A 14,871-nucleotide genomic window follows, 5' to 3' on the forward strand; every position below is an offset into this window, starting at 1 on the left:
ATTCCGGATGACTTCGACCGGTAATCGGCGGTGGCTGAAGTAGTCCCCACGAGCAGTACCGAGACCGCTCTCCCGCGGCGTCCCGGTGCTTCGCCTGGAGGACGTTCATGCCCGAGATGTATGTCCGGGTCCGCTGGCCGGACGGCAGGACCCAGCACTGTTACTCACCGTCCACCGTAGTCGAGGACTTCTTCGAGCCCGGCACCGGCTACCCGCTCCACGACTTCGTCGAGCGCAGCCGCCGTGCCCTGGGCATCGCGAGCGACCGGGTACGCGCCCGGTACGGCGTCGCGTGCACCGCCGCCGCCGGGCAGCTCGCCGAGATCGAGGCCACCGCCGCCGCCTACGCCGCCGCGCCCGGCGCCGGGACCGGCGCCCGGGTCGTCGTCGAGGCGCTCATCGGCGCCGACGGGAGCGAGCGGTGACGCCCCGGCTCGCCGGGGCGCACTACCCGGTCGCGGTCGTCGGCGGCGGACAGGCCGGTCTGTCGATGAGCCACCGGCTCGCCGAACGCTCCATCGCCCACGTCGTCATCGAGGCCGAACGGGTCGGGCACGAATGGCGCGAGCGCCGCTGGGACTCGTTCTGCCTGGTGACGCCCAACTGGCAGTGCAGGCTGCCCGGTTTCCCCTACCAGGGGCCCGACCCGGACGGATTCATGGCCCGCGACGAGATCGTGCGGTACCTGGAGGACTACGTCGCCGTCACCGCGCCCCCGCTCGTCGAGGGCGTGCGGGTCACCGGCCTGCGGCGGACCGGCACCGGGATCTTCCGGCTCACCACGACGGCGGGCGACCTGACGGCCGATCAGGTGGTCGTCGCCACCGGCCCCTACCACGGTCCGTTCGTGCCGCGCCTGGCCGAGCGGCTGCCGTCCGGTGTGCTGCGACTCCACTCCTCGCAGTACCGGAATCCCGCGCAACTCCCCGACGGGGGCGTGCTGGTGGTCGGCACCGGGCAGTCCGGCTGCCAGATCGCGGAAGACCTGCACCTGGCGGGCCGCCGGGTCCACCTCGCCGTGGGCAGCGCGCCGCGCGTGGCCCGCTTCTACCGGGGCCGGGACTGCGTCGCCTGGCTCGACGACATGGGCCACTACGCCAAGGGCATCGACGAGTTCGCCGGTGCCGAGGCCGTCCGGCTGCGCGTCAACCACTACGTGACGGGGCGCGACGGCGGCCGGGACATCGACCTGCGGGCCTTCGCCCGCGACGGCATGCGGCTGCACGGGCGGCTCACCGGCGTCGACGGCGCGACCCTCACGTTCGCCGACGACCTCGCGGCCAATCTCGACCACGCCGACGCGGTCGCGGAGTCCATCAAGGACGCCATCGACGCGCACATCGCGGCCAACGCCATCCCCGCGCCGCACGAGGACCGTTACGTGCCCGTCTGGCGGCCCGGTCCGCAGGTGGGGCCGGACGTTCTCGATCTGACCCGCGCGGGCGTCACCTCGGTGATCTGGTCCACCGGATTCACCCGCGACCACCGGTGGATCGAGATCCCCGTCTTCGACGGTCGCGGCTACCCGATGCACTGGCGCGGTGCCACGAACTGCCCAGGGCTGTACTTCCTGGGCCTGCCCTGGCAGTTCTCCTGGGGGTCGGGCCGCTTCGAAGCGGTCGGCCGGGACGCCGAGTTCCTCGCCGGCCACATCGACGCCTCCCGCCGCCTGGCGGACGTCTGCGGCGCGCTGACCGGCGCCCCCACCGCCGTCGCCCCCGCGCTCCCCGTCGGCTGAAGGAGCCGGAACCGCTGATGAACACCACCGTTCACGACGCCCACCGGCACATCGGCGTCCTGCCCGCCCACCCCTACTACGGCGGCCCCCCGGTCAGGCCCGACACGACCGCGCGCGCCACCGTCAGACAGCTCCTGGCCGACCTCGACGCCGAGGGCACCGCACGTGCCCTCGTCCTGCCCAACTACGGCGTGCCCGACCCCGCCGTCGCCTTCTCCTTCAACGAGCTGGCGGTCGAGGCCGCGCAGACCGACGACCGGATCCGGGCGGGACTGTGGGTCTCCCCGCGCCCCGAGGACGAGCAACGCACCACCCGGGCCCTCGCGTTGGCCGGGGAGGAAGGGGTAAGGGCGCTCAAGCTCAGCTTCCTGCTCGGCGGACGCGCCACCGACCCCGCGTGCCGTCCGCCGCTGGACCGGATCTTCCGCACCGCCGAACGCCACCGGCTCGTCGTCCACGTCCACACCTCGCCCGGCGCCGCCTCCGACATCGACGAGGTCGGCCATCTCGTCGAGTGGTACGCCGACCGCGTGCCCGTGCACCTGGTCCACTTCGGCGGCGGCATGAGCGGCCACATCAAGCTCGCCGGTTCCCGCTTCTTCGACTGGATAGCGGCCGGCAAGCGCGTCTACACCGACCTCTCCTGGGCCATCGGCTTCACCCCGCGCTGGCTGGCCCGGGAGATCGAGCACCGCGGCATCGGCCACGACCGGGTGCTCTTCGCCAGCGACCAGCCATGGGGCGACTTCGCGGGCGAGTACGCCCGGATGCGCGCCGCCACCGACGGCGGGGAACTCGGCGGACTCGTCTTCCGCGACACGTTCGCCGCGCTCTACGACTGACCCGCCCGCCCGCCCGTTCCTGTCCCGTTCCCGTTCCCGTTCACCAGCGAACACCGTCCCGAGGAGCCAGCCATGTCCGAGACCGTCGAACTCACCGACGTCGAGAAGAAGTCCCTCAGCGAGATCCCGCACCCCTCGCTGCCCGAGGGCTCCAGCATCTACGGCAGCACCAAGGTCTTCCCCGACTACCAGGCGGAGGACGGCGAAACGTACTTCACTCTCGTGCACGGCATCGCCCACGAGTCGTCCGTCAGCTTCGTCGCCGTGCTCCAGGCGACCCGCGCGCTCCGCAAGGGCTTCGAGACGGCCATCTACTTCTACGGGCCCGGGTCGCTCAACTGCCTGGCCACGCGCGGCTTCCCGACCACCGGCAACTCCGCGTTCCCCGGCGAGCACAACATCAACAACCAGCTCAAGACGTTCATCGCCGAAGGCGGCAAGGTCTACTGCTGCCGATTCGGCCTCTCCCTGCACGGCGCCCGCGAGGAGGACCTCATCGAGGGCGTCATCCCCACCCACCCGCTGGACGTCCAGGACGCGCTGATCCACTACGCGCGCAAGGGCGCCATCATCAACTCCACCTACCAGCTCTGAGGGGGACCCGATGAGCGTTGGCACCGGCACGCCGGTGGATGTGCGGATCATGACCCGCGCCGAACTCGCCCTGCACGGCGTCCGGATGGACGACGCCCAGGTCAAGCGGCCCGAGGGCGCGGGGCCCAGCGACGACGGCCACGTCCTCGTCGACGGTGCCAACGCCGCGCTCCCCACCAACCCCGACAGCCCCTACACCGTCCGCGACGGCCGGGTGTGGCTGGGCGACGAGACCGGCACCCTCACCGACACCGGCCTGACCCTCACCCCCGTGCGGCGGCCGGCGTTCTACGACCTGACCACCGCCGACGGCGTCCCGTACGAGCACATCGCCCGCCTGCACGGCGCCGACGTGCTGGCCACCACCGTCGTCCAGACCTGCGTCCGCTACGCCGAGCCCGACCGCTGCCGGTTCTGCACCATCGAGGAGTCCCTGCGCTCCGGTGCCACCGTCGCCGCCAAGACCCCCGCCCAGCTCGCGGAGGTCGCGGAAGCCGCCGTGCGCCTCGACGGCGTGCGGCAGATGGTGATGACGACCGGCACCACCACCGGCCCCGACCGCGGCGCCCGCACCCTCGCCCGCGCCGTGCGCGCCGTCCTGGCCGCCGTGCCGGGGCTGCCGATCCAGGTGCAGTGCGAGCCGCCCGGCGACCTCGCCTGGATCCGCGCACTGCGCGACGCCGGGGCGACCACCATCGGCATCCACGCCGAGGCCCTGGACGAGGACGTCCGCCGCCGGTGGATGCCCGGCAAGTCCACCGTCCCGCTGGCCGAGTACGAGGCCGCGTGGGACGAGGCGGTCCGCGTCTTCGGACGCAACCGCGTCTCCACCTACCTGCTGGTCGGCCTCGGCGAGGACCCGGACGAACTCATCGCGGGCGCGGGCCGGTTGATCGACCGCGGCGTCTACCCGTTCGTGGTGCCGTTCCGCCCGATGCGCGGCACCCTCGCCGCCCGCGACGGCATCGGCGCCCCCGCCCCCGAACTGCTGCGCCGCGTCACCGTCGCCGTGGCGGCCCGGCTCCGCGCCGCGGGCATGACCGGCGCCGACCAGCGGGCCGGCTGCGCGGCCTGCGGCGCGTGCGGCGTCCTCGCGACGGCGGGCGGGTGAGCGCCATGACGCCCCTCTCGCACGACGCCGCCACGCACGACGTCGCCGCGCCCGCCGCGCCGGACGGCGGCGCCGACGTCCTGCTGCTGCTCGGCGACCGCGCCACGCTGGCCCGCCGGCCCGGCTTCCGCATCGAACAGGCCGCCGACGCGGCCACCCTGGCCGCCTACCGGGCGCTGCGGCGGGACGTCTTCGTCCACGAACAGGGCCTGTTCACCGGGAGCGACCTCGACAGCCGGGACGCCGACCCGCGCACCGTCGTGCTCGTCGCCCGGGGCCGCGACGGCACCGTCCTCGGTGGGGTGCGGCTCGGGCCCGTGGACGACGGCCCCGACATCGGCTGGTGGCACGGCGGCCGGCTGGCCGTCGCGCCCGCCGCCCGCCGCCTCGGCGGCATCGGACCCGCCCTGGTCAGGGCCGCCTGCGCCCGCGCCGAGAGCGAGGGCGTGCTGCGCTTCGAGGCGACCGTGCAGCCGCGCAGCCGGCGGCTGTTCACCCGCCTCGGCTGGCAGACCGTGCGCCCGGTCACGGTCGCCGGACTCCCGCACGTCCTGATGCGCAACCCCGTCCACCGCATCGCCGCCCAGGCCGAGGCCACCAAGTCCGCACTCGGGCCGCTCCTTTCCGGCCTCGCCCCCGGCGGCGCCGGCTTCGTCGGCGACGACGGCGCGCCCGTTCCCGGCAGCGACCTGATCGCCGCCTGCGACGCCATCGTGCCGTCGATGATCGAACGCGACCCGGAGTGGGCGGGCTGGTGCTCCGTCCTGGTCAACGTCAACGACCTGGCCGCGATGGGCGCCACCCCGGTCGGTCTGCTCGACGCCCTCGCCGCCCGCAGCGCCTCGCACGCCGCCCGCGTGCTGGCCGGGCTCACCCGGGCGGCCACCGCGTACGGCGTGCCCGTGCTCGGCGGGCACACCCAACTCGGCGTCCCCGCCGCCCTGTCGGTCACCGCCCTGGGCCGCACCCCGCACCCCGTACCGGGCGGCGGCGGCCGTCCCGGGCACGCCGTGCGGCTCACCGCGGACCTGGGCGGCGGCTGGCGCGCCGGCTACCGCGGTCGCCAGTGGGACTCGACCACCCACCGGCGCTCCGGTGAACTGCGGGCGCTGATCAGTACGTTGGCCGACGCGCCGCCCGGGGCGCGCCCGGCCGCCGCCAAGGACGTCTCGATGGCGGGGATCGCCGGCACCCTCGGCATGCTGGCCGAGGCCGGCGGCTGCGCGGCCGTCCTCGACGTGGCGGCCGTGCCGCGCCCGGCGGGCGCGTCCGTCGGGGACTGGCTGACCTGCTTCCCCGGCTTCGCGCTGCTCACCGCCGACCGGCCCGGCGCCCCCGCGCCCGGCGGCGGCCCGGCCGTGAGCGCCGTGTGCGGGGAGCTGACGTCCGGACGGGGCGTCGGGCTGCGCTGGCCCGACGGGGAGATCACGGAAGCGGTCACCGGGTCGGTGACCGGAATGGGGACCGCATGAGCACCGTACGCATGGCCGCCGTCGCCGCCGGGTTCGGCCGCGACCTGGACGAGGACTTCCGGGTCGTCGCGCGGCTCGTCGACCGGGCGCGCGCGGACGGGGTGCGGCTCCTCGCGCTGCCCGAGGCGTGCCTCGGCGGCTATCTGCTGAGCCTCGACGGCGACGCCGGGCAGGACACCGGTCCGCCCCCGCTGGCCCTCGACGGGCCGGAGATCCGCCGACTGGCCGCGCTGGCGGGCGAGATGACCGTCATCGTGGGCTACTGCGAGGCGGGCGGGGACGACCGCCGCTACAACAGCGTCGTCTGTGTCAGCGGCGACGGCGTCCTCGGCAACCACCGCAAGGTGCACCAGCCGTTGGGCGAGGACGCCAGCTACGCGTCCGGCGACGGCTTCCACGCCTTCGACACCCCGGTCGGGCGGATCGGCATGATGATCTGCTACGACAAGGCGTTCCCCGAGTCGGCCCGCGCGCTGGCCCTGGACGGCGCCGAGATCGGCGTCTGCGTCTCCGCCTGGCCGGGCGCCCGTACCCAGCCGGCCGCCGACCTGGCCCAGGACCGCTGGAAGCGGCGCTTCGATCTCTTCGACCGGGCACGGGCGCTGGAGAACCAGATGGTGTGGCTGTCGGCCAACCAGTCCGGGACCTTCGGCTCGTTGCGCTTCGTCGCCAGCGCCAAGGTGGTCGATCCGGGCGGCGAGATCCTCGCCGACACCGGCGTCACGGCCGGTCTGGCGACCGCCGAACTCGACGTCGCCCGCGCTCTGGAGACCGCGCGCCGCGCCATGGGTCACCTCCGCGACCGCCGCCCGGAGACGTACGCGGTGGAGCCGGTCGCCGCCCCGGCATGATGGCACCGCACGGCAACGCGCCCCCACCGGAACCGGAAGGCAGACCCACGTGACCCGGATCGCGGCTGCTGCGGCCCACTTCGGCCGCGACCTGGAGTTCGACCTCGCCCGCATCGCCAAACTCATCGACGACGCGCGCAAGGAGGGCGCCGGGCTGCTCGTCCTGCCCGACGCCGCGCTCGGCGGCTACCTCGCGGACCTGCGCCACCCCGACCCCGACGCGCTGCCGCCCGCGCTGAAGCCCGACGATCCGCTGATCGCCGAAGTGGCGCGGCTGGCGGCCGAGATGGTCGTCTGCGTCGGCTACTGCGAGGACGGCGGCGGCGAACGCTACAACGCCGCCGTCTGCGTCAGCGGCGACGGCGTCCTGGGCCGCCACCGCAAGGTCCACCTCCCGGCCGGGGAGACCGCCGCCTACACGCCCGGCGACCGCTTCGACGCGTTCGACACCCCGGTCGGGCGGATCGGCATGCTCATCGACTACGACAAGACGTTCCCCGAGTCGGCCCGCAGCCTCGCCCTCGACGGTGCCGAGATCCTCGCCTGTCTGTCCGCCTGGCCCACCAGCATCACCAACCGCGCGCCCCGCATGGCGCAGGACCGGCAGGCCAAGCTGTTCGACCTCTACGACCAGGCACGCGCCGCCGAGAACCAGGTGGTCCTGGCCTCGTCCAACCAGACGGGCGCCATGGGCGGCATGCGTTTCCTCGGCCAGGCCAAGGTGGTCGGCCCCGGCGGCGACATCCTCGCCCGCACCTGGGCCAAGGCGGGCCTCGCCGTGGCCGAGGTCGACATCGCCGCCGAGATCGAGCGCGCCCGCCGCGTCCTGCGCCACCTGGACGAACGCCGCCCCGCCACCTACCGGGACCACAGGGAGGCCGCCCCGTGAGGATCGCTCTGCTCAGCTACTCGACCAAGCCGCGCGGCGGGGTCGTCCACACCCTGGCGCTGGCCGAGGCCCTGGCGGCGGCCGGACAGGACGTCACCGTCTGGACCCTGGGCCGCGGCGGCGACCAGGCGTTCTTCCGGCGCGTCGACCCGGCCGTGCGGCAGCGCGTCGTGCCCTTCCCGGACGGCCCGACGGCGGAGACGGTGGGGGAGCGCGTGCTGCGCTCGATCGCCACGCTGCGCGCGGCGTTCGACCCGCGGCCGTACGACATCGTGCACGCCCAGGACTGCATCAGCGCCAACGCCGTGGACCGCTGCGTCCGGACGGTCCACCACATCGACCACTTCACCACCCCGGAGCTGGCCGCCTGCCACGAGCGGGCCCTGATCACGCCGTACGCGCACATCTGCGTCTCCCGCACGGTCGCCACCGAACTGGCCGACGGCTGGGGCCTGAAGGCGGAGGTCATCCCCAACGGAGTGGCCTGTGAACGGTTCGCCGCCGCGGCCCAGGACGGCGCTGGCCGGGCCGTGTGGCGCAGCCGCGTCGGCGGCCGTTACGTGCTGACGGTCGGCGGCATCGAACCCCGCAAGGGCTCGCTGGACCTGCTGGAGGCGTACGCCGTGCTGCGCCGGCGCCGCCCCGACGTGCGGCTGGTGATCGCGGGCGGCGAAACCCTCTTCGACTACCGTGACTACCGGGCCCGCTGGGACGCGCGGGCCGCCGAACTGGGCGCCGACCCGCTGATCCTGGGCCCGGTCCCCGACGACGAACTCCCCACCCTCGTCGCGGCGGCCGACGCGTTCGCCTTCCCGTCCGTCAAGGAGGGCTTCGGCCTGGCCGCGATGGAGGCCCTGGCCGCCGCCGTTCCCCTCGTCGTCCGCGATCTCCCGGTGCTGCGCGAGGTGTTCGGAGACGCCGCGCGCTTCGCGACCACCCCCGACGAGATGGCCCGGCACCTCGACCGCGCCCTCACCACCCCCGACCCACCCCGCCGCACGGCGGGCCGCGCCCTGGCCGTCCGCCACACATGGCACGAATCGGCCCGCCGCCACCTGGAGTTCTACCGCTCCCTGCCGCCCACGTGATCCGCGAGGTCACGGGTAGGCGCGCTGCCACGCGGCCGAGGACATCCCCTGCGCGGCGTCGGCGAGCGCGATCGCGCGCGGAGGGAGTGCTGAGCCTGGCCCGCGTGCTGTCCGCCCGTTCCCGGGCGTTGCGGTAGCCCTGTTCCAGGTACTCCAGCCCCTGGAGCGTGCACTCCAGCCTGTCCGCGTCGTGCGCGACGAGTACGTCCGGGGAGTCCCCGTGCCCGTACTCCTCGACGATGGCCCGGATCCCCGCCGCGACCTGATGGACCGTCACATCCGCGTCCGGAAACGCTGCTCCCCGCTGTCTCCGGATCCCGCGTCCCCGCGATCCACCCCCCACCGCGCTGCCCGCGCCCGAGGTCTCCCCTCTCCACCCATGCCCGGAAGGATGACGATCCGGGGCGGGCCATCCCCGGATGCCGGGGAGTCAGTCCGCCGTGGGGACCGCCTCGAAGAGGCTGGGGACGCCGCAGGCCGTGGCCAGGAGGTCGGCGTAGGCGGTGAGGCTTTCGCGGGTCGTGTTGAGGGCCGTGCGCAGCTCGGGGGCCTGGGGCCACGCCTGTTCGTGGTCGCGGCGGGAGCGGTCGGCGGGGCGGCTGTTCTCCCAGTCCTCCAGGGCGGGGTGCCAGCGGGCCAGCAGGGGGCGGATGCCGAAGTTCAGTATGGCGACGGCCAGATAGCCGAAGTTGTACTGGCCGTTCTTCTTCGGCTCGGCCACCGCCGGGCCGTGCCGGCGCAGGATCTCGCGGGTGCTGGCGAACAGCGAGTACATGCTGGTCAACGCCTCGCGCAGCAGCCCTTCGTCGGCCTTCAGCGGCACGACGGAGACGCGGGTGACGAGTTCGACGTACAGCTCCCAAGCCGCCCGCCGCTCCGCGTCGTTGGGCTCCCAGGTGCCCGATGCCTCCAGCATGGGCAGCTTCAGCCGCACCTCAACACTCTTCGGTCCACGCACTGTGTCCGCCGCCTGTCTCGTCGTCGCCGTGCCGTCCGGGTCCGCCGGCCCCCCCGCACAGGCTAAACGAAGCAACGGCGCCGCCGGGATTGCTCACCGCCGCACAGAACGCCGGCACGCGCCTTGACCGCCGGAAAATCCCGCTCCTAGCTTGTCGGGCGAACGGGTGGCCGCTGCTCTCCCTCCCCTTCCCCCCACGCGGTTCCGCGGCCCACCGGACCGGAACGACGTCAGTCGACGACAGGGAAAGAAGGGTGCTCATGGAGAGTTACGGCAGGACATTACGCTCGCTGAGAGGCGCGTTGGGGCTGGGCGTCACCGCCCTGCTCGCCGCGGCGCTGGTGCCGCTCGGTGCCGGGAGCGCCCAGGCGGAGCCCGCGCCGGGGCCGTCGCTCGGCTACGTCTGCCCGATCCCGCTGGTGGGCAGCCAGCCCGCCACCGCCGCGTTCGACCTGGACATCCCCTCCGGCATCCAGACGGGTGAGGCGGTGGAGATCGGTATCAGCGGCGCGCTGACGTTCGACCCGAAGGTCACGCAGGCGATGCGGACCGTGGCCGCCACCAGCCTCGAAGGGTCGGCCATCGTGGAGATGACGATCCAGGCCCCCGGGGAAACCATCCCGCTGCAGATCCCGGTGACCCTGCCCACGGTCGACATACCGGCCGGGTCGCCCTATCCGCCGCTCGTGGTGCCGATCCGGTCCACCTCGATCGAGGTGGCCTTCACCGAGCCCGGCCCGGCCACCCTCACCGCGGGCGACCTGGCGCTGACGCTGACGCCGCGCAAGGCGGACGCCACCCCCACCGGCCTCGGCACGTTCGACTCGGCCTGCACGCTCGTCGCGGGCCAGGACCCCGTGCTGGCGGCGTGGGACATCCACTCGGGCGGCCCCGCACCCGACCCGGAGGGCGTGACGCTCACCTACACGTGCGCCTTCCCGCTGATCGGCCAGCAGCCGGTGGTCGCGACCTTCCAGCCCGACGGACCTGCCACGGTGGAGGTGGGCCAGCAGGTGAGCTTCGGCGCCGATGTCTCGGTGACGCTGAGCGACAAGACCCATCACGCGCTCACGCTCGTGCATGCCGCGACGGTCGACAGCGGTGGCTCGGCCGCTCTCACCGTGGACGGGCCGAAGAGGGACGACGTCAGCCTCCTGGGCGCCCTCGATCTGAACCGGCTGACCGTCCCTGCCGGACCGCCCTACACGACCCTCACCGCCGACGGCGATCTCACCTCGACGGGCGTCACGTTCACCCGGCACGGAAACGGCGAGGTCCGGATCGGCGACCTGGCGCTCACCCTGGCCCCGCACCGCGCCGACGGAACGTGGACGGGCCTGCGGGTCTTCAGCGTGGCGTGTACGCAGGACCCAGGCCAGGACACCGTGCTGACCGAGTTCGAGGTCGTCCGCGCGGCCGACTGAGGCCGGTGCGGCGCGACGCCCCGACGACCGCCCGGCGACGGCGTGTGCCCGCCGTCGCCGGGCCCCGCACGGCCCGCTAGATGTCGAGGTCCGCGTACAGCAGGGCGTGGTCGGACGCCTGGGTGGCCTTCGACGTCACGGTGTCGAACGACTCGAAGGTGTTCGGCGCCCATATCCCGCGCCGTTCCACGTCCACGGCCTCCACCCGCTTCCACAGGTCGGGCGAGAACATCAGGTAGTCGATCTTCTGCCGCGGCGACGTGCCGGTGCCGTAGGTGCCCGGTGCTCCCGTGTAGCTGTCGTGGGTCATCGCGTCCCGCAGACCGGTGTCCAGGAGCAGTCCGAGCGGCTCGCTGTCCGGGGTGTCGTTGAGGTCGCCGGCGACCACGACGCGCCCGGAGCGTTCGAGGGCGGCCCGGTAGATCTCCGCCACCCGCCGGGCCTGGGCGTTGCGCTTGGCGAGGCTGTCGGCGGGGTCGCCGAAGCCCTTGCTCTTGAAGTGGTTGCCCAGGAGCCACAGCGGCTTGCCACGGTCCGGCTCGATCTCGAACTCCGGGCAGTCGCGGCTGAAGACGAGCCGGTCGGAGCCGGGCACGGTGTCGAAGATGTGCGACCGGACGGACCTGATCGGGCGGCGGCTGAAGAGGCCGACGTCGATGCCGCGGCTGTCGTTGCCGTCGATCAGCATGTTGAACGGATACCGCCGCGCGCGCGGCAGCTCGCCCAGCACCTGCGCGTCGAAACGGTGCAGGGCGAGGCGGTCCTCGACCTCCACCGTGAGCAGCACGTCGGCGTCGACCTCCGCGATGGCCAGGGCCGTGTTCCGGACGGCGTCCCAGTTCAGGTCGTCGCGCACCAGCTCGGCCCACCCGACCCAGTCGGCCCGCCCCTCGGCGGTGATCTCGATGACGCCGCCCTGCTTGACGGCGAAGAGCTTGGCCCCGCCACGGGTCTCGTTCACGACGATGGGCCGGCTCTTGGACTGGGAGTCGGGGACGTCGTGTTTCCGGAGTATCCCGGCGATCTTCTTCTTGTCGCCGGCGGTATAGGTCTCGTGGTCGAGAACGGACACCAGGGTGGCGAAATCCTCCAGGATCTCCCGCCGCTCGGAGGCGTCCTCGACCGCGAAGACACGGGGTCGGCGGAAAAGATTCTCGGCGTTGAACGTGGCGATACGGAAAGTCACGGCGCCTCCGGGCGGCGCGATGTCTGGGCGGCCGACGGAACAGGCGCCGCCGGGTCTCTGATCGCCGGCACGTTGTCTTCATTGTCCGGGATTGCGGCATTGGTGTCTACCGGTGGAGTAAAAAGCGGATATAACCGCTATCGCCCCGAATGTGGTACCGCGCCGTACCGCGCACCGGCCGGACGGTCCGGCCGCAAGCGGCGTCAGTCGCCCAGGATCAGGCAGGCGCTGGAGGCCGTCGCCAGGATCTTGTCGTCCGCGTCGCGGATGTCGCCCTCCGCGAAGGCGACACGGCGGCCCGGTTTGGTGAGCCGGCCGTGGGCGCGCAGGCGCATGCCCGCGTGGACCGGGCGGAGGTAGTTCACCTTGATCTCGATCGACGTGAAGCCGGTGCCGGCCGGGAGGGTGGACTGGACGGCGCAGCCGGCGACCGTGTCGAGGAGGGTGCAGACCAGGCCGCCGTGGATCAGGCCGATCGGGTTGTAGGCGCTCTCGTCGGGGGTGCAGGCGAAGACCACGTCGCCCTTCTCGGCGCTGAGGAAGGTCATGCCGAACACGGCGGCTATCGGGGGCGGCGGCAGTTCGCCGTCCGCCATGGCGCGGAGGTGGTCGAGGCCCGACATCGCCGCGCCGGCCTCGGTCGTGACGCGCGGGTCGTACCAGGTGATCGTCTTGCTGCGCGGCGCGCCCCAGGACTCGGGGGCGGCGGCGGTCTGGTCGGCGGACATGGCCTGACGGTAGCATCTGGGTTCGGAAATCGAACCCAGAGGGAGTGTGAATGCCGCCACGCGTCTGCTCGGTGGCCCGGGCGCTGGAAGTCGTCGGCGAGCGCTGGGCGTTGCTCGTGCTGCGCGAAGTCTTCCTCGGTGTCCGGCGGTTCGGGTCGATCCGGGAGGCCACGGGCGCGCCGCGTGCCGTGCTGGCCGGGCGGTTGCGCGATCTGGTGGCGGCCGGGGTGCTGGTGCGGCGGGAGTACCGGGAGCCGGGGGAGCGGGTCCGGCACGAATACGAACTGACTCCGGCCGGACGGGAATTGCAGCCGGTGCTCACGGCGCTGATGCAGTGGGGGGACCGGCACCTGGCCGGGGCCGGGGGACCGCCGGTGGAGCTGCGGCACCAGGACTGCGGCGGCCGGGTCAGGGCCGCGCTCGTGTGCGAGCACGGGCACAGGCTGCCGGAGACGGGCGCCGGGCTCAGGGCGACGCCCGGTCCCGGGGCGGGCTGAGCGTCCGGGGGGCGGCAAGGGAGGGGGCCTCCCGGCCGCTCGGCCCGACCGGGTCTCAGTGGCCCGGGTCGCAGCAGCTCTCGCGGCGCATCAGACGGCCGACCGCCGCCCAGTCCTCGCCGGTGTCCTCCGCGACGCGCACGTCCGTGAACGCGGCCACCAGATCGGCCTGGTGGAACGGCACGCCGCCGCGGTCGGCGTCCAGCACGCGGCGTGGCCGGGCGTCGCCGGAAACGGGCGCCACCCACAGGGAGTTGAGCGCGGCGAACGCCACCTGGCGGCCGTCGGGGGAGAGCGCGGGCAGGTGCGGGGCGCGCACGCCGTGCCGCCCGCCGGCCGCGACGTCGTACGGCTTGACGCGGTAGGCGGGACGCCGCGGCGGCAGGCTCGCGGTGAACGGGATGGCCTCCCGCTCGCGCGGCGCCGCCGGGCGCACCACGCGGAACTCCCCGTCCACCGTGGCCGGCAGGGCGTCCGCGGAGATCCAGCGCACCGGCACCGGCGCGACGTCGCCGTCGATGCCGAGGGGCGCGCCGTCCACCACGAGGGCGCAGGAGGTGGCGGGCGCGGCGGTGGTCCGCAGGTGGGCGATCCGCCCGGTGGGGGAGACGGCCGGCGTCATGACCTGGAACCCGGCCTCCTCGGTGTGCACGGTCTCCACCGGCCCCGCGCCGTTGGCCGGGACGGCGGCGATGGTCCTGGCCTGGAGCGCGGCCGGGGTGCCGCTGAGCGCGGCGCGGACGAAGACGACGCGGCGGCCGTCCGGCGACCAGGCCGGGTCGAAGTCCTCCCAGGCGCCGTCCTGGAGCGGACCGCTCTGGCCCGGCAGCCCGGTGACGGCGGTGAGGTCGCCGGACCGGATGTCGAGGACCCAGACGCGGTACGGGCTGCCGGTCACGGTGTCGCCGCCGCGTTCGGAGCAGAACGCGATCCGCGAGCCGTCCGGCGACCAGCTCGGCGCGCGGTCGTCGAACGGCCCGTCCGTGAGCTGCCGCAGCCCGGTGCCGTCCGGCCGCATGGTCCAGAGGTGGAAACCGCCGCCGTGGTAGGCGCAGAAGGCGAGCAGTCCGCCGTCCGGCGAAAACTGCGGGCGGCCGGGCTCCAGTCCGGCGTCGGTCAGGGGCGTGGCCGGGCCGCCGTCGCGCGGCACGGACCACAGGACGTGCTGCGCCTCCGCGATCAGCCGGTCCCCGGCCGGGGAGAGGGTGGCGGCGCCGTTGGTGGCGGCGGTGAAGGAGAGGGTGACGGCCGCGCCGCCCTCGGCGGCGGCCGGGCCGGCGAGCACGGGACCGGCCACGGCGGTCCCGGCCGTGGCCGTGGCGGCGACCAGGAATCCGCGCCGGGACAGGCGGGTGCGGTGGGTGGCTGGTGTTTCCTGGGTGTCCAACGGAACGGGTCTCCCAAAGAGGGGAACGTGTGGGGGTGGGGGTGTCCGGACGGCGGCCCGGCGCGCGGCGGGGCCTCCGAGAGGTGGTGACGCGGGGGCGGGGTGG

14 protein-coding genes and 1 pseudogene are annotated in these 14,871 nt (G+C 74.0%); 11 read left to right on the plus strand and 4 right to left on the minus strand.

The genetic code is table 11. From position 1 onward, the window contains the following. Positions 1–107: 107 nt before the first annotated feature. From ACSNOC_RS13035 to ACSNOC_RS13075, 9 genes are all read left to right on the plus strand, one after another. Positions 108–425 carry an MSMEG_0570 family nitrogen starvation response protein gene (locus tag ACSNOC_RS13035; protein WP_436747541.1) on the plus strand — a complete coding sequence of 106 codons (318 nt, stop codon included), beginning with the start codon at positions 108–110 and terminating at the stop codon, positions 423–425. Continuing rightward, positions 422–1,738 (plus strand): MSMEG_0569 family flavin-dependent oxidoreductase, encoded by a 1,317-nt coding sequence (locus tag ACSNOC_RS13040; protein ID WP_436747542.1) that lies wholly within the window; start codon positions 422–424, stop codon positions 1,736–1,738. The genes ACSNOC_RS13035 and ACSNOC_RS13040 overlap by 4 nt, the downstream gene beginning before the upstream one ends. Before the next feature lie 17 nt (positions 1,739–1,755). After that, a complete protein-coding gene (locus ACSNOC_RS13045; protein ID WP_436747543.1) occupies positions 1,756–2,580 on the plus strand; it encodes an amidohydrolase family protein in 825 nt (274 codons plus the stop codon). A gap of 72 nt (positions 2,581–2,652) precedes the next feature. Continuing rightward, the gene (locus ACSNOC_RS13050; protein ID WP_436747544.1) at positions 2,653–3,174 is read left to right on the plus strand and encodes an MSMEG_0572/Sll0783 family nitrogen starvation response protein; all 522 of its coding nucleotides are present in this window, start codon (positions 2,653–2,655) and stop codon (positions 3,172–3,174) included. A 10-nt stretch (positions 3,175–3,184) separates the two neighbouring features. Further along, entirely contained in the window at positions 3,185–4,285 is a 1,101-nt protein-coding gene (locus ACSNOC_RS13055) for an MSMEG_0568 family radical SAM protein (protein WP_436747545.1), read from the plus strand. A 5-nt stretch (positions 4,286–4,290) separates the two neighbouring features. Then, complete coding sequence (locus tag ACSNOC_RS13060; protein WP_436747546.1) at positions 4,291–5,757, plus strand: MSMEG_0567/sll0787 family protein; 1,467 nt, start codon at positions 4,291–4,293, stop codon at positions 5,755–5,757. Continuing rightward, on the plus strand, positions 5,754–6,608 hold the full coding sequence (locus ACSNOC_RS13065; protein ID WP_436747547.1) for a carbon-nitrogen hydrolase family protein: 855 nt from the start codon (positions 5,754–5,756) through the stop codon (positions 6,606–6,608). Before ACSNOC_RS13060 ends, ACSNOC_RS13065 begins: the two co-directional genes overlap by 4 nt. Positions 6,609–6,657: 49 nt before the next feature. Continuing rightward, on the plus strand, positions 6,658–7,497 hold the full coding sequence (locus ACSNOC_RS13070; RefSeq protein ID WP_436747548.1) for a carbon-nitrogen hydrolase family protein: 840 nt from the start codon (positions 6,658–6,660) through the stop codon (positions 7,495–7,497). Further along, entirely contained in the window at positions 7,494–8,585 is a 1,092-nt protein-coding gene (locus ACSNOC_RS13075; RefSeq protein WP_436747549.1) for an MSMEG_0565 family glycosyltransferase, read from the plus strand. Before ACSNOC_RS13070 ends, ACSNOC_RS13075 begins: the two co-directional genes overlap by 4 nt. Before the next feature lie 430 nt (positions 8,586–9,015). On the opposite strand, the gene ACSNOC_RS13080 is transcribed toward ACSNOC_RS13075, so the two are convergent. Next, a complete protein-coding gene (locus tag ACSNOC_RS13080; RefSeq protein WP_436747550.1) occupies positions 9,016–9,519 on the minus strand; it encodes a hypothetical protein in 504 nt (167 codons plus the stop codon). A gap of 284 nt (positions 9,520–9,803) precedes the next feature. Here ACSNOC_RS13080 and ACSNOC_RS13085 point away from each other — a divergent pair, with 284 nt between their 5' ends. Next, on the plus strand, positions 9,804–10,967 hold the full coding sequence (locus tag ACSNOC_RS13085) for a DUF6801 domain-containing protein (RefSeq protein WP_436747551.1): 1,164 nt from the start codon (positions 9,804–9,806) through the stop codon (positions 10,965–10,967). Between the two features lie 76 nt (positions 10,968–11,043). Here the strand turns inward: ACSNOC_RS13085 and ACSNOC_RS13090 are convergent, their stop codons facing one another. Next, on the minus strand, positions 11,044–12,153 hold the full coding sequence (locus ACSNOC_RS13090) for an endonuclease/exonuclease/phosphatase family protein (protein ID WP_436747552.1): 1,110 nt from the start codon (positions 12,151–12,153) through the stop codon (positions 11,044–11,046). Positions 12,154–12,356: 203 nt separating this feature from the next. Next, positions 12,357–12,881 (minus strand): PaaI family thioesterase, encoded by a 525-nt coding sequence (locus ACSNOC_RS13095; protein ID WP_436747553.1) that lies wholly within the window; start codon positions 12,879–12,881, stop codon positions 12,357–12,359. A gap of 50 nt (positions 12,882–12,931) precedes the next feature. On the opposite strand from ACSNOC_RS13095, the gene ACSNOC_RS13100 reads away from it, so the two are divergent. After that, entirely contained in the window at positions 12,932–13,378 is a 447-nt protein-coding gene (locus ACSNOC_RS13100) for a winged helix-turn-helix transcriptional regulator (RefSeq protein WP_436747554.1), read from the plus strand. Positions 13,379–13,571: 193 nt separating this feature from the next. On the opposite strand, the pseudogene ACSNOC_RS13105 reads toward ACSNOC_RS13100, so the two are convergent. Beyond that, a pseudogene (locus ACSNOC_RS13105) lies at positions 13,572–14,765 on the minus strand (TolB family protein); the annotation flags it as partial. Between the last annotated feature and the right edge of the window lie 106 nt (positions 14,766–14,871).

The sequence above is a fragment of the Streptomyces sp. URMC 129 genome (assembly GCF_051386415.1).
In the GTDB taxonomy this organism is placed as follows: Bacteria; Actinomycetota; Actinomycetes; order Streptomycetales; family Streptomycetaceae; genus Streptomyces.

Excerpts from the sequence above, each read along its gene's own strand:
- ACSNOC_RS13055 (WP_436747545.1), top strand. The coding sequence starts at position 3,185 with ATGAGCGTTGGCACCGGCACGCCGGTGGATGTGCGGATCATGACCCGC.
- ACSNOC_RS13065 (WP_436747547.1), top strand. The coding sequence starts at position 5,754 with ATGAGCACCGTACGCATGGCCGCCGTCGCCGCCGGGTTCGGCCGCGAC.
- ACSNOC_RS13100 (WP_436747554.1), top strand. The coding sequence starts at position 12,932 with ATGCCGCCACGCGTCTGCTCGGTGGCCCGGGCGCTGGAAGTCGTCGGC.
- ACSNOC_RS13035 (WP_436747541.1), top strand. The coding sequence starts at position 108 with ATGCCCGAGATGTATGTCCGGGTCCGCTGGCCGGACGGCAGGACCCAG.
- ACSNOC_RS13060 (WP_436747546.1), top strand. The coding sequence starts at position 4,291 with ATGACGCCCCTCTCGCACGACGCCGCCACGCACGACGTCGCCGCGCCC.
- ACSNOC_RS13095 (WP_436747553.1), bottom strand. The coding sequence starts at position 12,881 with ATGTCCGCCGACCAGACCGCCGCCGCCCCCGAGTCCTGGGGCGCGCCG.
- ACSNOC_RS13050 (WP_436747544.1), top strand. The coding sequence starts at position 2,653 with ATGTCCGAGACCGTCGAACTCACCGACGTCGAGAAGAAGTCCCTCAGC.
- ACSNOC_RS13045 (WP_436747543.1), top strand. The coding sequence starts at position 1,756 with ATGAACACCACCGTTCACGACGCCCACCGGCACATCGGCGTCCTGCCC.
- ACSNOC_RS13085 (WP_436747551.1), top strand. The coding sequence starts at position 9,804 with ATGGAGAGTTACGGCAGGACATTACGCTCGCTGAGAGGCGCGTTGGGG.